This window comes from Mesorhizobium sp. CA5 (assembly GCF_020165105.1).
Taxonomy (GTDB): domain Bacteria; phylum Pseudomonadota; class Alphaproteobacteria; order Rhizobiales; family Rhizobiaceae; genus Mesorhizobium.
Genome location: NZ_JAIUHJ010000012.1, coordinates 126,082 through 141,782, shown reverse-complemented (window position 1 = coordinate 141,782; position 15,701 = coordinate 126,082). Strand labels below are relative to the sequence as shown.

General features: G+C 63.6%; 14 protein-coding genes. 5 read left to right on the top strand and 9 right to left on the bottom strand.

Features of this window, described 5'->3' with window-relative positions:
- Positions 1 to 163: 163 nt before the first annotated feature.
- Complete coding sequence (locus LB529_RS17550) at positions 164 to 364, top strand: hypothetical protein (RefSeq protein WP_140845241.1); 201 nt, start codon at positions 164 to 166, stop codon at positions 362 to 364.
- A 23-nt stretch (positions 365 to 387) separates the two neighbouring features.
- Here LB529_RS17550 and LB529_RS17545 read toward each other — a convergent pair whose 3' ends face one another.
- Complete coding sequence (locus LB529_RS17545) at positions 388 to 1,008, bottom strand: DJ-1/PfpI family protein (RefSeq protein WP_224711799.1); 621 nt, start codon at positions 1,006 to 1,008, stop codon at positions 388 to 390.
- An 859-nt stretch (positions 1,009 to 1,867) separates the two neighbouring features.
- Between LB529_RS17545 and LB529_RS17540 the strand changes: the two genes are divergently transcribed.
- On the top strand, positions 1,868 to 2,836 hold the full coding sequence (locus LB529_RS17540) for a LysR substrate-binding domain-containing protein (RefSeq protein ID WP_224711798.1): 969 nt from the start codon (positions 1,868 to 1,870) through the stop codon (positions 2,834 to 2,836).
- A 2-nt stretch (positions 2,837 to 2,838) separates the two neighbouring features.
- Here the strand turns inward: LB529_RS17540 and LB529_RS17535 are convergent, their stop codons facing one another.
- The 5 genes from LB529_RS17535 to cysG form a co-directional block, all read right to left on the bottom strand.
- Entirely contained in the window at positions 2,839 to 3,372 is a 534-nt protein-coding gene (locus LB529_RS17535) for a DUF934 domain-containing protein (RefSeq protein WP_224711797.1), read from the bottom strand.
- Between the two features lie 171 nt (positions 3,373 to 3,543).
- A complete protein-coding gene (locus LB529_RS17530; protein WP_095769247.1) occupies positions 3,544 to 4,305 on the bottom strand; it encodes a phosphoadenylyl-sulfate reductase in 762 nt (253 codons plus the stop codon).
- Complete coding sequence (locus tag LB529_RS17525) at positions 4,280 to 5,950, bottom strand: nitrite/sulfite reductase (RefSeq protein ID WP_224711796.1); 1,671 nt, start codon at positions 5,948 to 5,950, stop codon at positions 4,280 to 4,282. The genes LB529_RS17530 and LB529_RS17525 overlap by 26 nt, the downstream gene beginning before the upstream one ends.
- 43 nt (positions 5,951 to 5,993) lie before the next feature.
- Complete coding sequence (locus LB529_RS17520; RefSeq protein WP_095769245.1) at positions 5,994 to 6,299, bottom strand: DUF2849 domain-containing protein; 306 nt, start codon at positions 6,297 to 6,299, stop codon at positions 5,994 to 5,996.
- Entirely contained in the window at positions 6,296 to 7,744 is a 1,449-nt protein-coding gene (gene cysG / locus LB529_RS17515; protein WP_224711795.1) for a siroheme synthase CysG, read from the bottom strand. The genes LB529_RS17520 and cysG overlap by 4 nt, the downstream gene beginning before the upstream one ends.
- Positions 7,745 to 8,160: 416 nt before the next feature.
- Here cysG and LB529_RS17510 point away from each other — a divergent pair, with 416 nt between their 5' ends.
- Both LB529_RS17510 and ybaL read left to right on the top strand, forming a co-directional pair.
- A complete protein-coding gene (locus LB529_RS17510) occupies positions 8,161 to 8,601 on the top strand; it encodes a host attachment family protein (RefSeq protein ID WP_095769243.1) in 441 nt (146 codons plus the stop codon).
- Positions 8,602 to 8,815: 214 nt separating this feature from the next.
- Complete coding sequence (gene ybaL / locus LB529_RS17505; protein ID WP_224711794.1) at positions 8,816 to 10,615, top strand: YbaL family putative K(+) efflux transporter; 1,800 nt, start codon at positions 8,816 to 8,818, stop codon at positions 10,613 to 10,615.
- Between the two features lie 6 nt (positions 10,616 to 10,621).
- Here ybaL and LB529_RS17500 read toward each other — a convergent pair whose 3' ends face one another.
- Positions 10,622 to 11,428 carry an AraC family transcriptional regulator gene (locus LB529_RS17500; RefSeq protein WP_224711793.1) on the bottom strand — a complete coding sequence of 269 codons (807 nt, stop codon included), beginning with the start codon at positions 11,426 to 11,428 and terminating at the stop codon, positions 10,622 to 10,624.
- A gap of 124 nt (positions 11,429 to 11,552) precedes the next feature.
- Between LB529_RS17500 and LB529_RS17495 the strand changes: the two genes are divergently transcribed.
- Positions 11,553 to 12,470, top strand: coding sequence for a zinc-binding dehydrogenase (locus tag LB529_RS17495; RefSeq protein WP_224711792.1), 918 nt, complete (start codon positions 11,553 to 11,555; stop codon positions 12,468 to 12,470).
- A 10-nt stretch (positions 12,471 to 12,480) separates the two neighbouring features.
- Here LB529_RS17495 and LB529_RS17490 read toward each other — a convergent pair whose 3' ends face one another.
- Positions 12,481 to 13,230: an SDR family NAD(P)-dependent oxidoreductase gene (locus tag LB529_RS17490; RefSeq protein WP_224513785.1), complete on the bottom strand. Its 750-nt coding sequence runs from the start codon at positions 13,228 to 13,230 to the stop codon at positions 12,481 to 12,483.
- 65 nt (positions 13,231 to 13,295) lie between these two features.
- Positions 13,296 to 15,572, bottom strand: coding sequence for a transglycosylase domain-containing protein (locus LB529_RS17485; protein ID WP_224711791.1), 2,277 nt, complete (start codon positions 15,570 to 15,572; stop codon positions 13,296 to 13,298).
- Positions 15,573 to 15,701 lie beyond the last annotated feature (129 nt).

The following is a 15,701-nucleotide window of genomic DNA, read 5'->3' as shown; positions in this document are numbered from 1 at the left end:
AGGGCAAAAATCAAGGGGCAAGCGCAGGCGGCTGGTGGCAGGCTGCCGTTCCAAATTAATTCAAACTTTACCGTATCACGCAGCTTTGCTTGCTCTCGAGCACTGCCACGGGAACCATGAACCGCCCGCGGGAGTTTCGAAGCCGACACAGGATTTTGGGACGATGAACGGCAACAACGGCAACAGGCGCGCCGAATTGGCCAACGATATCAGGCGGCAGGCGGGCAGCGAAGCGACGAAGCGCTTTCTGCGCACCTTGCCAGTATTTCGCCTGGAAAGGGAGATGCCCCGGCAGTTGACCGACCTGCTTGACCGCCTCGACGGCGCCGAGGCGGAGAACGCGGACGACCCGCGGCGTCAGTAGCCGCGCGCCGCAACTGACAAGTTTCAGGCCGCCTTCCTGTCGTCGCGCATCAGCACTTCGCCGTGACGGATCTCGGTGCCGAGCACCTTCAGGCATTCCCGCATGAAGGCGGCTAGGCCCGGCCAGCCCTTGGCTGAAACCAGATTGCCGTCGACATGCGCGCCGGTCGGCGCGACATCGATATAGATGCCGCCGGCAAGCGTCACTTCCGGCTCGCAATAATGCAGCGCCGCCACTTCCTTGCCGCGCACCACGCCATCGACCGCGATCAGGATCTGCGCGCCGTGACAGATGGTGAAGATCGGCTTGCCGGTTTCATGGAAATGCCTGACCAGCGCCTGCACGCGCTTGTCGATGCGGATATATTCCGGCCCGCGGCCGCCCGCCGCATAGACAGCATCGTAGTCGGCTGGGTTCACTTCGGCGAAGGTCTTTTTGAGGATGTAATCGTGACCAGGTTTTTCGGTATAGGTCTGGTGGCCCTCGAAGTCGTGCAACGAGGTCTTGAGCACGTCGCCGGCCTTCTTGTCCGGGCACACGACATGGACGGTGTGGCCGACCGCGTGCATGGCCTGCTCGAAGACGAAAATCTCGTATTCCTCGCTGAACTCGCCAACGAGCATCAATATCTTCTTGCCTGCCATGCTGCTTCCTCCCTTAGCTGGCCATTATTTCGTAGCGCGAAATAATGGGCCTATACTAAGGGCTGGCCTGACAAAGGGGAAGTCAAAATCGCATAATTGGTCAGACCAGATGGATTGGATCTCACCAGTATGCTTATAAGAAGGGCGCCGCGAAGGAAAAATAGAAAAATCTGGTCCGGCCAAGCAGACAATAATCAGGTGACCACCCGGATCATGTCCGCGGACTCCTCGGCAATCATCATCGTAGCGCATTGGTGTTGCCGCCGATCAGGGTGGCTACCACCGAGGTGTCGACCACCCCAACGCCGTCAGAGAAGGCCTATTCGCGAGGCTTGTAAGAAGCCGCCCCATAAGCAATTCCTCCCTCGTGATTGAACGCCAGGAAACATCAACCCACCCGACATCCATGGTCCGACAGGGCCGGGAACCCCTATCTGCTCGAGCGAAGACCGCACGCACGCTACGGACATTAGATTTATTAAATTGCTCGGAATCTGGACATCGATGACAATGAGACAAGTTTACAAACCGGCTGACGAGCCACTGAGTCAGCGATTGTGCACGATTGGAGAAAGAGATGTCAGATCGAATTGACATTTCGAGTGTAGCAGCATTCCCCGCAGTTCTATGGGCTATCGGCTCTGCGCGCGAGAGCGCACTGTCTATCTGCAAACTCTTTGCAGGCTGCGACACGCTGTTCGACGTATGGAGCAGGCTGATTTCATTTGATCAAATCGTCTTCATGGGATTGCTGTGCAATTTTGCTTTTCTTTCAAGTCTAATTCTCACTTTCTGGGTGAATGCAAAATCAATGAAGCTACCCAGGAATACTAGATCGATGAAAGCCTGAGGAATTGCTATGCGCTTGCTTAGCCGCGTTAATCTTAATTCGTTGAAGATTGTGGAAAGCGCCGCTCGTCATAGGAGCTTCACACGGGCCGGCGAAGAGCAATTCATCACACCTTCTGCGGTAAGCCAGCGTATCAAGGGCCTCGAAGACCAATTGCGTTTCAAGATTTTTGAGCGCGGTCATAATACCGTGTCACTGACGCCGGAAGGTGAGGCCTATGTGGCGCGCGTGCGTGAGGCACTGGAGCGAATCGTCACGGCCAGCATGGAGGCTACCGGCCAGTCGCAGGCGCATGTGCTGCGGATCTGCGTGCTGCCGACTTTTGCCGCGCGTTGGCTGTTTCCCAGGCTGACGGCCTTCCAGCGGCAATATCCCGACATCGAGATGCGGGTGGCGACCTCCTACGCCACGCATGAATTCTCGACCTCGGAATACGATCTCGAGATCCGTTACGGCGATGGCAACTTCCCCGGCCTCAATTCAGAACTTCTATTCAAGGAGGACCTGACGCCGGTCTGCAACCGCAAGCTCTTCCACGAAGTGCTGGGCGACAAGCCGCTGTCGAAGGTGACGCCGGAAGACCTGCGCTACTTCACGCTGCTGCATTCCGAAACCTGCACGCAGAACTGGCAGGCGTGGCTCGATTTTGCCGATGCGAGCTTCGTGCTTGGCGAGGCCAGGAGCGTTTATTTCGACAGCTGCATGATGTCCTACGAGGCGGCCAATGCCGGCATGGGCTTTGCGGTCGCCAATCGCGCCTATATGGCAAGCGACATCCACGCCGAACGGCTGGTGGCCCCCTTCGCGGTCCACCACCCCAACACGGCCGGCTGGTATCTCGTATGCCCAGAGGACAAGCTTTCAGCCCGCAAACTTGCCTTGTTTGGGCAATGGTTGATGGCGGAAGCCGCCTTGACACAACGCCAATTAGATTTGGAGATCGTCAGCTTAACGACAACTAGGCGGGCGGTAGCCTAGCGTCAGCCCGGGCGCTTGCGGCGCCAGGAATATTTCGGCCCTTTGGGCTCAACCTCCACCGCCGGCTGGTAATAAAGCGGCAAGCCGCCGGTTCGGCCTTCCTCCAGCCGCTTCAAGAGCACCGGATTGGAGACCTCAAACTCGTCGAAGCCGAGCCGCAGCATATGCGGCAGCTGGTCGACCAGCACCTGCCCGGTGGCGCGCACCGCGCCCTTGAATTGATGCCGGGCGCGCAGCAATTCGCCCTTGGAAAAAGAGCGGCCGTCATTGAAGGCCGGGAAAGCCAGCGCCACCAGCGACAGCTGGTCGAGCAGGCCAGTTATCTTGTCCAGCTCGTCGCCGGGCTGCAGCAGGACGCCGAGACGCTCCTTGGCTGACTTGCGAACGTCTTCATCCAGCCCGAGAAAGGCCTGCAGAGGCAGGATGAAACGGCCGTTGCCGGCAAGCGCCTCGGCGCTTTCGACGTGGGTCCACTCATCCTCGCGAAAACCGTCACGGGTCCAGAGGCGGGTCCCCGCTGTCGTCGATCCAGTCATCAAAATTCCTAAAGTTCCAAAGAGTCCCAAGGATATGTCGAGATTCAGGTCAGGCCGAGCCGAAAATGGTGGCTTCCGAGAACCGGAGCGGAGCGTACTTGAAGTACGTGAGCACCGGAAGCGCAGGAAGTCGCCATTTGCAGGCCGGCATCACCTGAATATCGGCGTATCCTAAAGTGAGGCGTCGGTCAGCGACTTTTCCAGCCCCGACAAATGAATGCCGCACTCGGTCTTGGCGTGCCCCGCCCAGCGGCCGCTGCGCGCATCCTCGCCCGGCTGCACCGGCTGCGTGCAAGGGAAGCAGCCGATCGAGAGATAGCCATAGGCGACCAGCGGATTTTCGCGCAGCGCATGCGCCCGCATATAGTCGGCCTGGTCCGATGTCGTCCAATGCGCCAGCGGATTGATGCGGATGCGCGAGCCGACGGCCTCGAAGACGGGCAAAGCCGTGCGCGTCGAAGCCTGGAAGCGCTTGCGCCCCGTGAACCAGGCGCGGAACGGTTCGACGCCGCGCGCCAGCGGCTCGACCTTGCGCACATTGCAGCAGGAATCGGTGTCGGTCTCGTGCAGCCTGCCGGTCGGGTCGACGCGTTGGAGCGCGGTCTCTTCCGGCTTGATCACCCTGATGTCGGTGAGGCCGAAATCGGCGACCAGCGCGTCGCGATAGCCGAGCGTCTCCTCGAAATGCTTGCCGGTGTCGAGGAAGATGACCGGCAGCGCGCGGTCGATCTCCGAAATCATGTGCAGCAGCACGGCAGAGTCCGCGCCGAAGGAAGACACCGCGGCGACCGCGCCGCGGAATTCGTGCGCCGATCGTTCGATGATCTCGATCGGCTTCAGATGGCCCAACAGCGCGTCGAGCCCCGCTGCCTCGGCGGCAACGCCGGTCTCGACTTCGCCTGTCCGGTCAAGCGGCCTTGGTTTCGCCAGCATAGAGCGCCTCCTTGAACGGCGCGGGACCGACACGGCGGTAGGCGTCGATGAAACGTTCGTCAGGACTGAGCCGAAGGCCGAGATAGGTATCGACGATCTGCTCGATGGCATCGGTGATCTCATCCGAGGAGAAGCCGCGGCCGATGATCTCGCCGACGGATGTGTTTTCGTCGGCCGAACCGCCGAGCGTCACCTGATAGAGCTCGGTGCCTTTCTTCTCCACGCCCAGAATGCCGATATGGCCGACATGGTGGTGGCCGCAGGCATTGATGCAGCCGGAGATCTTCAGCTTCAACTCGCCGATTTCGCGCTGCCGCTCCAGCGAGGCGAAGCGGCGCGAGATTTCCTGCGCTACTGGGATCGAGCGCGCCGTGGCCAGCGCGCAATAATCGAGGCCCGGGCACGAGATGATGTCGCTGATCAGATTGGAATTGGCTGTCGCCAGGCCGATCTCGACCAGCGCGTCGTAGACCGCCTTGAGGTCGGCGCGCGCCACATGCGGCAGGATCAGGTTCTGTTCGTGGCTGACGCGCAATTCGTCGAAGGCGTATTTCTCGGCGATGTCGGCAACCGCTTCCATCTGGCTGTCCGTTGCGTCGCCGGGCACCTCGCCGATGCCCTTGAGCGAGATCGTCACCGCCGCATAGTCGGGATGGCGATGCGTCACGACATTCTGGTCGAGCCATTCCGAAAAGCTCTTGGAATCGAGCCTGGCCTGTTTCACCGCATCATCGCCTTCCGGACGGGAAACCAGCGCCGGCGGCGCGAAATAGGCGTTGATCGCCTGGATATCGGCGTCCGGCAGCTTGAGCTCGGCGTCCCTCAGCTCCTGCCACTCGGCCTCGACCTGGCGGGTGATCTCCTCCACGCCGGTCTCGTGCACCAGGATCTTGATGCGCGCCTTGAACTTGTTGTCGCGACGGCCATAGAGGTTGTACACGCGCAGGATGGCCGTGCAGTAGGACAGCAACTCCGCCTCCGGCAGGAAGTCGCGGATCTTTCTCGCCACCATCGGCGTGCGGCCCTGGCCGCCGCCTATGTAGACGGCAAAGCCCAGCTCGCCGGCGGCGTTCTTTTTCAGATGCAGACCGATGTCATGCGTCTGAATGGCGGCGCGGTCGCGCTCGGCACCGGTCACCGCGATCTTGAACTTGCGCGGCAGGTACGAGAACTCGGGATGCACCGACGACCATTGGCGCAGGATTTCCGCATAAGGACGCGGATCGGCGACCTCGTCGGCGGCGGCCCCCGCGAAATGGTCGGCGGTGACGTTCCGGATGCAGTTGCCGCTGGTCTGGATGGCGTGCATCTCGACGCTCGCCAGATCGGCGAGGATCGCCGGGATGTCCGACAGCGCCGGCCAGTTGAACTGGATGTTCTGGCGCGTGGTGAAATGGCCGTAGCCCTTGTCGTATTTGCGCGCGATGTGGCCGAGCATGCGCAATTGCCTGCTGTTCAACGTGCCGTAGGGCACGGCGATGCGCAGCATATAGGCGTGCAACTGCAGATAGACGCCATTCATCAGCCTGAGCGGCCGGAACTGGTCCTCGGTGATCTCGCCGGCAAGCCGGCGCTGCACCTGGTCGCTGAACTCGGCGACACGGGCGTGAACGAAATCCTGGTCGAACTCGTCGTAACGGTACATGCTTCGTCTTTCAGGGCGCGTCCGCCCGCTGCTTTTCTTGGGTTTAAGCCGCCCGTGCCGCTTCCGGGCTCGCCTGCTTGCCGAGATCGGTGCGGATGGTCGGGCCCGCGGCGCGGATCTTTTCGCGCAGCCGCACCGGCTCGACCAGGCCATCGACCACCGTAACGTCGATCAGGTTGACGTCGACCACCTCATTGTTGGCGCCAGCCGCGGCACCGATCGCTTCCAGCCGGTCCTCCGCCGTCTTGTCATGCGCGATATCGGCGTGACCAACCGTCTCCGCCCAGCCGCCGGCGGCGTACCAGACGGCGATGCCGTCGGAGAGCCTGTTCGCGGTGAGAACCTTCATTGCCGGACTCCTTCGGCCACGGCTGAAGCCGCGCCCTCATGCTTATGTGCCGCGAGCGGCTCGGATTGTTCAAAATTGGCGCCGGCGACGGCGTCGCCGATGATCGTCATCACCGGTCCGGTGAGATCGGCGCGCTCCTCCACCGACGGCAGGTCGGCAAGCGTGCCGTGGAAACGGCGACGGTTGCCGAGGCTGGCATTCTCGACGACGGCAACTGCAGTATCCGGCGACAGTCCCGCTTCGATCAGCCGGCCGGCGACTTCGGCAGCCACCGAACGGCCCATATAGACGGCAACGGTCGCGCCCGAAATGGCAAGCTTGGCCCAGTCGGGCAGCGAGTTGCCCTTGAGGTCGTGGCCGGTGGTGAACACCATCGAGGACGAAACGCCGCGCAACGTCAGCGGCAGCTCGAAGTCGGCGGCGGCGGCGAAGGCGGCGGTGACGCCCGGAACCACCTCATAGGCGACCCCGGCCTCGCGCAGCGCCGCCATTTCCTCGCCGGCACGGCCGAACACCAGCGGATCGCCGGACTTCAGCCGCACCACGCGCTTACCGGCGCGGCCCAGCTCGATGAGCAGTGCGTTGATCTCTTCCTGGCTCTTGGAATGGCAGCCCTTGCGTTTTCCCACCGGCAGGCGCTCGGCGTCGCGGCGGCCCATGGCGACGATCGCCTCCGGCACCAGCGCGTCGTAGACGATGGCGTCGGCCTCCAACAGCAGGCGATGCGCGCGCAAGGTCAAAAGGTCCTCCGCACCCGGACCGGCGCCGACCAGCGCGATATGTCCCTCGACCGGAGCATCGTGAGCCAAAAGCTCGAGCGCCGCGTCATGCGCCTCGGCGGGATCGCCGGCTTCGATGGCCTTGGCCGGCGTACCGGCGAAGAAATCGCTCCAGAAGCGGCGGCGCCGATTGCCTTTCGGCAGCGTCTCGGCGGCGGCGCGGAAAGACGCGGCAAGTGAAGCCAGCCGGCCGAGCGACGGCGACAGCATGCGGTCGATGCGCCCGCGCAGCATCTGCGCCAGAACCGGTCCGACGCCCTCTGTGCCGATGGCGATCGCCACCGGCGCCCGATTGACCAAGGCCGGGGTGAAGAAATCGCACAGCTCCGGACGGTCCACGGCATTGACCGCAATGCCCAGCCGCCGCGCGTCCTCGACGATGCAGCGATCGAGCGCCTCGTCGCCGCTGGCGGCGAACACCAGGGCGGCTCCTTGGAGATGCGCGGCCTCGTAAGCTGCGTTGATGTGAACAGCGCCGGCCGACGCGATGAAATCCAGCAGGCCGTCGCTGGCATCGTCGGCAACGATGCGCAACACCGCGCTCGATTGCGAAAGCAGCCGCGCCTTGGCGAGCGCCTCCTCGCCATTGCCGATGATGGCTACGGCTTCGCCGTCGACCCGCATGAAGACGGGAAAGGCATTGAGCTTGGCGTTGGCTGACGACATGGCAATGAGCAATATTGGAATAGTTTGGCAGTTTTACGCGGCCACGCCCAAAATCAGAAGGCAAGCACTCGCGCGTCGCCGAACGGCAGGCAATCGCTTTTTCGCAACTGCGAAGGCCAAGAGAAAAAAATTCTACTTTGACGGTGAGACGACCGGAGCGGCATAAGAAACAGCCTTGATCCGTCGTAATTTTTAGCGCCTGACCGAGAAAGCCGCAAAACAGTTTATTCTAAATTCTACTAAGTTAGTAGATTAAAGCTGACCCTGCGGGATAGACGCTCGACCGAGTCTGCCGGAAGCGATCGAGACGCCATCGCCGGATCGGAACAATCATGCCTCGCGGCTCGTTTGCCTAGCAATCCATTTGCGGATCCCAAGCTCCATCTATCGGCAAGCAGCAAGCAAGGAGGAACGCCATGAGCATCAAGCTGAAACACGGACTGTGGGTCATCGTGGCTGATGGCGAAAAGGCGCTTTTCCTGCGCAACCAGGGCGACGCCAAGTTCCCGAACCTCGAAGTGGTGCAGGAGATGGAGCAGGAGAACCCCGCCACGCGCGAGCAAGGCAGCGACAAGCCGGGCCGCCAGAGCAACGAGGGTCCCCGCAGCGCCGTCGAGGAAACCGACTGGCACCGTCTCGGCAAGGAGCGCTTCGCCGTCGAGATTGCCGACCGGCTCTACAAGCTGGCGCACCGCGGCGCGTTCGACGCGGTCGTGCTGATTGCGCCGCCGCAGGTGCTTGGCGAGATGCGCCAGAAGCTGCACAAGGAGGTTTGCGAGAAGGTGCAGGCGGAAATCCCGAAGACACTCACGAACCATACGATTCCCGACATCGAGAACCTGTTGCAAGCGGCATAAGGCACCGAAAAAAAGCGGCTTCGAGGCTGGGTCGCGTCCCGAAGCCGTCTCTTTGTCGGCGCGGCGCCGATTTCCGGTGCGCGCCGCCTTCAGCGTCGAATTCTGCGCGGCGGCGGTTGCATCATCGCCGCTGCGTCCATCATATTGCCGAAGGCGACGGCCTCGGCGGGCGCCCATCCGACATCGTGAATTTTCGAAAGGCGCGCAAAAGACAATGCCGCATGACACGCCCCTTATCGCCACCATCGTCGCCGGTCTGGGGCTTGCATTCGTCTTCGGGGCGTTAACCAACCGTTTCCGCATCCCGCCGCTCGTCGGCTATCTTGTCGCTGGCGTCCTTGTCGGTCCGAACACGCCCGGCTTCGTCGCCGACGCCAGCCTCGCCAACGAGCTCGCGGAAATCGGCGTCATCCTTTTGATGTTCGGCGTCGGCCTGCATTTTTCGCTGAAGGACCTTCTGTCCGTCCGCGCCATCGCGGTGCCGGGCGCCATCGTGCAGATCGGCTTTGCGACCCTGCTCGGCGTCGGACTTGCCTGGCTGCTCGGCTGGTCGCTTGGCGCCGGCCTGGTCTTTGGCCTGGCGCTTTCGGTCGCCTCGACCGTGGTGCTTTTGCGCGCCATGCAGGAGCGGCGGCTGATCGAGACCGAGCGCGGCCGCATCGCCGTCGGCTGGCTGATCGTCGAGGATCTCGCCATGGTGCTGGCGCTGGTGCTCTTGCCGGCGCTCGCCGGCGTGCTCGGGGGCCAGCCCCAGGTCGACGACCATGCGAGCCTGCTTTCGCTGCCCGCCAGCTACGGCATTTGGGGCGTGGTCGGCGTCACGCTCGCCAAGGTCGCCGCCTTCGTCGTCGTCATGCTGGTGGTCGGCCGCAGGGTCATTCCGTGGATCCTGCATTACGTCGCTCACACCGGCTCCCGGGAATTGTTCCGGCTCGCGGTGCTGGCCATCGCGCTCGGCGTCGCCTTCGGCGCGGCGAAGCTGTTCGGCGTCTCGCTGGCGCTTGGCGCCTTCTTCGCCGGCATGATCATGAGCGAATCCGAGCTCAGCCACCGCGCGGCGGAAGAATCGCTGCCGCTGCGCGACGCTTTCTCGGTGCTGTTCTTCGTCTCGGTCGGCATGCTGTTCAACCCGTTCAGCCTGATCAGCAACGGCCTGCCGATCCTCGCCACCTTGGCCATCATCGTCATCGGCAAGTCGATCGCCGCTTTCGTCATCGTCATTGTCTTCCGCTATCCGATCGCGACCGCGCTGATGATTTCGGCGAGCCTTGCCCAGATCGGCGAATTCTCCTTCATCCTGGCCGAGCTTGGCGTCGGCCTGAAACTGTTGCCCGAGCAGGGCCGCGACCTGATCTTGGCCGGCGCCATTCTCTCGATCCTGCTCAATCCGCTGATGTTCCTGGTTGTCGACTGGATGAAGCCGTGGCTGGAAAAGCGCGCCGGCAAGGCCGCGCCGGCCGAAGAGCAAAGGCCTATCGGCCCGGCGACCGAGCCCGGCCAGGTCGCTTCGGTGTCGGCGGCTCCAGAAAAGGAGGACGGCCCGCCGCCGAAGACGACCCTCGCCGGCCATTCCATCCTCATCGGCTATGGTCGAGTCGGCAGCCTTGTGGGCGCTGCGCTGAAAGAAGCCGCCCTGCCCTTCCTGGTGATCGAGGACGCCGACAAGACGCTGGCCAAGCTGCGCGACGACGGCGTCGAGACCGTCGCCGGCAACGCCGCCAATGCGGACGTCTTCGCGGCCGCCAACCCGGAGGGCGCCAAGCGGCTGATCCTCGCCATCCCCAATGCCTTCGAGGCCGGCCAGATCGTGCTTCGGGCCCGCACGGCCAATCCGGCGATCAGCATCATTGCCCGCGCTCATTCCGACGCCGAGGTCGAGCATCTGAAAGGGCTCGGCGCAGACATCGTGATCATGGGCGAGCGCGAGATCGCCCGCGGCATCGTCGAGGTGGTGACCGGCAAGACCACCGATCCGGCCGCGCCTGGCATGGAGATCGATCCGCAGCCCGCTTGATGGATGTCAGGCCAGGAACGCGGAGCCGCCATTCTGCGCGATATCGCTGAGGTATTTTGCCGGCGGCTTGCCCAGCGCCTTTTTGAACATGGTGATGAAAGCGGTCACGGATTCATAGCCGAGATCGCCCGACACCTGCTGCACGCTGGCGCCGGAAGACAGTTGCCTGAGTGCCACGATCAGATGCAGCTGCTGGCGCCAGCGGCCGAAACTTAAGCCCGTCTCCTTCACGACGAGGCGTGCCAGGCTGCTCTCGCTGAGCGCCAGGCGGTCCGCCCACTCTGCCAGCGTGCTGCGATCGGCGGGGTCGTCGGCCAGCGCTTCGGCGATCCGCCGCAACCGCGGCTCGGCCGAGATCGGCAAATGCAATTGCTGAACCGGCATACGCGGCAGTTCCGCGAGCAGCACGCTTCCCAGGAAATTGCCGCGCGCATCGTCCGGCGCGCAGTCCGACAGTTCGATGATCAGCTCGCGCAGCAGCGGCGAGATCGAAAGCGTGCAGCACCGATCCGGCAGGTCGGCGGCGCCCGGCTCGATATAGACGAAGAAAATCCGCGCATTGGCCGTTGCGATGTTGCTGTGTTCCATGCGGCTCGGCACCCACACGCCGCAATGCGGCGGCACCATCCAAAGCCCGCTCGGAACGCGGCAGGTGACGCCGCCGCCGAGCGCGAAGACGAGCTGCCCCTTGCGATGCCAATGCTCGCGCACCTCGGCCCTGGTCTCGGTGACATCGACGCCAACAGCGATCGCCGGCGCAGCCACGTCATCGACGTCGAAATCCAGCCACGGCCAACGGAGTGGCTGTCTCATATCTGATCTCTTTTAGCGATCATCTGGCTTTATCTCTAAATTCTTCGAGATCGAAAGTCGATAGGCTGCAGCCGTTCTGTCAATCGATCGCGACTCCCAAAGCCGATTTCAAAAGGAGGGGCCTGTGCTCGCTCTCGCCATTTCTTCCGACAGCCCCAACCGGTTGAAGCTCACCAGAGCCGAGGAGCCAAACTGCAATGGAAATGAAGCATTGGTGGCAGTTCATGCAATCTCGTTGAATCGTGGCGAACTGCGCCTGCTCGGCATACGTCCCGACGGCTGGATCCCTGGTCAGGACATCGTCGGCATTGTCGAGCGCGCGGCGGCCGATGGCTCGGGCCCGACCGCGGCGACGCGCGTTGCCGCCTTGGTCGACCAGGCCGGCTGGGCTGAACGGGTCGCCGTTCCGACCGACCGCCTCGCCGTCATACCCGACGGAGTCAGCTTCGCCGCTGCCGCCACGCTTCCGGTGGCGGGCACGACGGCGCTGAGGACCTTGCGCCACGGCGGTGATCTCGCCGGACAGCGGGTCCTGATCACCGGCGCGAGCGGCGCGGTCGGTCGTTTCCAGGTCCAGATCGCCTGCGAGCAAGGCGCTTCGGTGACAGCGGTCGCTTCGGCCCGGCACCACGATGATCTTCGCGATCTGGGCGCCGGGCAGGTCGTCGAGTCGATCGAACTGGCCGAGGGACCTTTTTCGCTGATCACCGAGTCGGTCGGCGGCAAAAGCCTCGCCGATGCGATCGAACGCATCGCGCCCGGCGGGACCATCGTCATATTCGGTTCGAGCAGCGGCGAGCTCACGCCGATCGGCTTCCGCCAATTCGTTCCCGGCCACGAAGGCGCGCGGCTACAGACCTTCGCCTATTACACGTCCGGTTCAGCCATCGGCGCCGACATCGCCGTGCTGCTCGATCTGGTCGCGGCCGGCCGGCTGGAGACCCGCGTGGCCATGACCGTGCCGTGGGCGGACATCGGCCGGGCCCTGGACGCGCTGCGGCAGCGCAGCTTCAGCGGCAAGGCTGTTCTCACCATGACTTGACGCCAGCCAATCACACGTGCTGGCCGCCATTGATGTGGATTTCCGAACCGGTCACGTAGGACGCCTGGCCGGAGCACAGGAAGAAGATGATGTCGGCGACTTCCGAGGTGGCGCCGAGGCGCCTGAGCGGGATTGTCTCGACGATCTTGTCGGTGCCGGGCGACAGGATCGCCGTGTCGATCTCGCCCGGCGCGATGGCGTTGACCCGGATGCCGTGCGGGCCGAAGTCATGCGCCATCTCGCGCGTCAGCGAGCCCAGCGCCGCCTTGGATGTGGCATAGGCCGTGCCGGCGAACGGATGCACCCTGGTGCCGGCGATCGAGGTGACGTTGACGATCGAGCCCTTGGCAGCGGCGAGCTCCTTGAACAGACCTCTCGCCAGCATGATCGGCGCGAAGAAATTGACCTGGAACACGTCGCGCCAGACATGCATCGGCGTGTCGATCGAGTTCATCCGGCTGCCGTCCTTCAGCTTCGGCGAGATGCCGGCATTGTTGACCAGCGCGTGCAGCTGTCCGCCATGCGCCTCCAGCCGGTGACGGATTTCCGAAACGGCGATACCGACATCCTCCTGGTCGGCGAGATCGACCTTGATGTGATCCTCGGGACCGGCCGGCCATGGACAGTCCTCGGCAAAGGCCTGGCGTGAGCAGGTGATGACGCGCCAGCCCTCGCGCGAAAAGCGCTTCACCGTCGCATGGCCGATACCGCGGCTGGCGCCGGTGAGCACGATGGTTTTTCTGCTGTCGGTCTCGGCCATGGCTTGATCTCCGGCCGGACATGTAGCCGAAGGCGCTTGCCATTGCGAGAGGTGAAGTTGCCGCTCTAACCCCCGCCCAGAATATCGAGGATCGAAGTCTGGCGCTTTTTCGTCGGGCCGCCGACATTGCCGGGCGGCACCGGATGCTTGATCGAGGCGGTCTCGCCGCTGTCGCTCGGCATATCGAAGCCGGCGGCATCGACGGTCTCGGCAGGTCGCGCGGTCCGCACCGGACGCGCGGGCGCCTGGGCGACAGGCTGCGATCGAGCAGCAGTCTGTGACTGGCCGACAGCCGCGGGCGGCGTAGGCGGCGGCTGCGAGGCGTCCGCCGACGGGATCTCGTCCGGCACGATCGTGTCGGACGGCGTCGACTTCCAGGTGCCGGGCAGCGGCCGCACCGGCACGCCCTCATGCGCGGCCACCATGAATTCGTGCCAGGCCTGCGCCGGCAGGGCGCCGCCGGTGACCTTCTTCATCGGGCTGCCGTCGTCATTGCCGAACCACACGCCGGTGGTGAGATTGGCGGTGTAGCCGACGAACCAGGCGTCGCGCGAGTTCTGGCTGGTGCCGGTCTTGCCGGCCGACGGCCAATTGAAGGCCGCCTTCTTGGCGGTGCCGATCTCGACCGTGCCGGTCATCATCGAATTCATCATGCCGACGGTGTCGGCCTTGACCACGCGCGGCGCGCTGCCGCCGCTGTTCTCGTAAAGCACCTTGCCCTCGCCGGTGGTGATGCGCCGAATGAAATGGACGTCCGGCTTGTAGCCGCCATTGGCGAACGGAACGTAGGCGGAAGTCAGCTCCAGCGGCGTCACCTCCGAGGTGCCGAGCGCGATCGAGGTGTTGGCCTGCAGATCGGACTGGATGCCCATGCGATGCGCGGCTTCCACCACCGCGTCGGGCCCGACTTCCATGGTGAGCTGCGCCGCCACCGAGTTCAGCGACTTGGCCAGCGCCGTCGCCAGCGTCACCTTGCCGTAGTATTTGCCGCCGTAATTGTCCGGCGTCCATTTGCCGATTTTGATCGGCGCGTCGTTGCGCACGCTGTCCGGCGTGCGGCCGGCCTCCAGCGCCGCCATGTAGACGAACGGCTTGAAGGCCGAGCCCGGCTGCCGGCGCGCTTCCGAGGCGCGGTCGAACTGGCTGGTCGAATAATCATAGCCACCGACCATGGCGCGCACCGCGCCGGAATCGTCGATCGACACCAGCGCGCCTTGGCTGACGTTGAGCTTCTTGCCGCTTTCGTCGATCAGCCGGCGGATCGACTGTTCGGCAAGCTTCTGCAGGGTCAAGTCGACAGTGGTGTCGACGATGATGTCGCCGCGCACCTCGCCGATGAGATCGGGAAGCTCCTCCATCACCGTGTCGGCGACATAATTCTCGGAGCCGGTCCAGTAGGACGGCGCGCGCGTCGCCGGCGCGCTCAGCGCCACCTTGTATTCCTTGTCGCTGATCTTGCCTTCCGCGCGCATGGCCGCGAGCACGAGCTGCGCCCGCTCCTCGGCCGCCTTCGGGTCGCGCGCCGGCGAAAGCTTGGACGGTGCCTTGAGCAGCCCCGCCAGCAGTGCTGCCTCGGAAAGGCTCACGTCGCGCGCGCTCTTGCCGAAATAGCGCCGCGAAGCCGCTTCCACGCCATAGGCTCCGGATCCGAAATAGACCCGGTTGAGATACATTTCGAGGATCTGGTCCTTGCTGTGCTTGTGTTCGAGCCAGAGCGCGAGCAGCACTTCCTGCACCTTGCGCTCCAGCGTGCGGTCCGGCGTCAGGAACAGGTTCTTGGCCAGCTGCTGCGTCAGCGTCGAGCCGCCCTGCGAGAAATGGCCGCCGAGAACGTTGGTGACCATGGCGCGTGAAAGCCCGATCGGATCGATGCCGAAATGCGAATAGAAGCGGCGGTCCTCGATGGCGACGACGGCTTGCGGGATATAAGGCGACATTTCGTGCAGGCCGACGGCCTCGCCGCCCGACATGCCGCGATTGGCGATCAGCCCGCCATCGACCGACACGATCTTGATGTTGGGCGCGCGGTCGGGGATCGACCAAGTGGTCGCCGCCGGCATCTTGGCGCCGTAATAGACGACGATGCCGGCCGCCGCGATGCCGCCCCAAATACAAAGCACGAAGCACCAGTAGACCAGGCGGGTTGCGATGCCGAGCAAGCCCCGCCGGCTGCGGTCGCGGCCGCGACCGCGTGATTTCTTTGCGGATCTGCCCTTTGCAGTGGATTTACGGCTGCGCGGCACGACGCGATCCTCCTCGCTCACCGAAAAGCCTTCGGAGGATTTCGCGCGCGGCGCCTCCTCGAAGCTCGGTTCGATGCGACTGTCTCTGCGGTTCGCCATGCGCTCTTGCTAACCTGCCCCCGGGGTGCCGATGGCGTTCGGGTTGAAGACTAGATGCGGCGGTTTAAAGGCGGGTTAAAGCAGGGTTTATGCAGCGTTTTGAAAACCCTTAGGATTTTCTAAATCCAA

Bases quoted from the DNA above. Each gene is read 5' to 3' on its own strand.
- LB529_RS17540 (WP_224711798.1), top strand. From the start codon at position 1,868: ATGCGCTTGCTTAGCCGCGTTAATCTTAATTCGTTGAAGATTGTGGAA.
- LB529_RS17545 (WP_224711799.1), bottom strand. From the start codon at position 1,008: ATGGCAGGCAAGAAGATATTGATGCTCGTTGGCGAGTTCAGCGAGGAA.
- LB529_RS17530 (WP_095769247.1), bottom strand. From the start codon at position 4,305: ATGCTGGCGAAACCAAGGCCGCTTGACCGGACAGGCGAAGTCGAGACC.
- LB529_RS17500 (WP_224711793.1), bottom strand. From the start codon at position 11,428: ATGAGACAGCCACTCCGTTGGCCGTGGCTGGATTTCGACGTCGATGAC.
- ybaL (WP_224711794.1), top strand. From the start codon at position 8,816: ATGCCGCATGACACGCCCCTTATCGCCACCATCGTCGCCGGTCTGGGG.
- LB529_RS17510 (WP_095769243.1), top strand. From the start codon at position 8,161: ATGAGCATCAAGCTGAAACACGGACTGTGGGTCATCGTGGCTGATGGC.
- LB529_RS17485 (WP_224711791.1), bottom strand. From the start codon at position 15,572: ATGGCGAACCGCAGAGACAGTCGCATCGAACCGAGCTTCGAGGAGGCG.
- LB529_RS17490 (WP_224513785.1), bottom strand. From the start codon at position 13,230: ATGGCCGAGACCGACAGCAGAAAAACCATCGTGCTCACCGGCGCCAGC.
- LB529_RS17520 (WP_095769245.1), bottom strand. From the start codon at position 6,299: ATGAAGGTTCTCACCGCGAACAGGCTCTCCGACGGCATCGCCGTCTGG.
- cysG (WP_224711795.1), bottom strand. From the start codon at position 7,744: ATGTCGTCAGCCAACGCCAAGCTCAATGCCTTTCCCGTCTTCATGCGG.
- LB529_RS17550 (WP_140845241.1), top strand. From the start codon at position 164: ATGAACGGCAACAACGGCAACAGGCGCGCCGAATTGGCCAACGATATC.
- LB529_RS17535 (WP_224711797.1), bottom strand. From the start codon at position 3,372: ATGACTGGATCGACGACAGCGGGGACCCGCCTCTGGACCCGTGACGGT.
- LB529_RS17525 (WP_224711796.1), bottom strand. From the start codon at position 5,950: ATGTACCGTTACGACGAGTTCGACCAGGATTTCGTTCACGCCCGTGTC.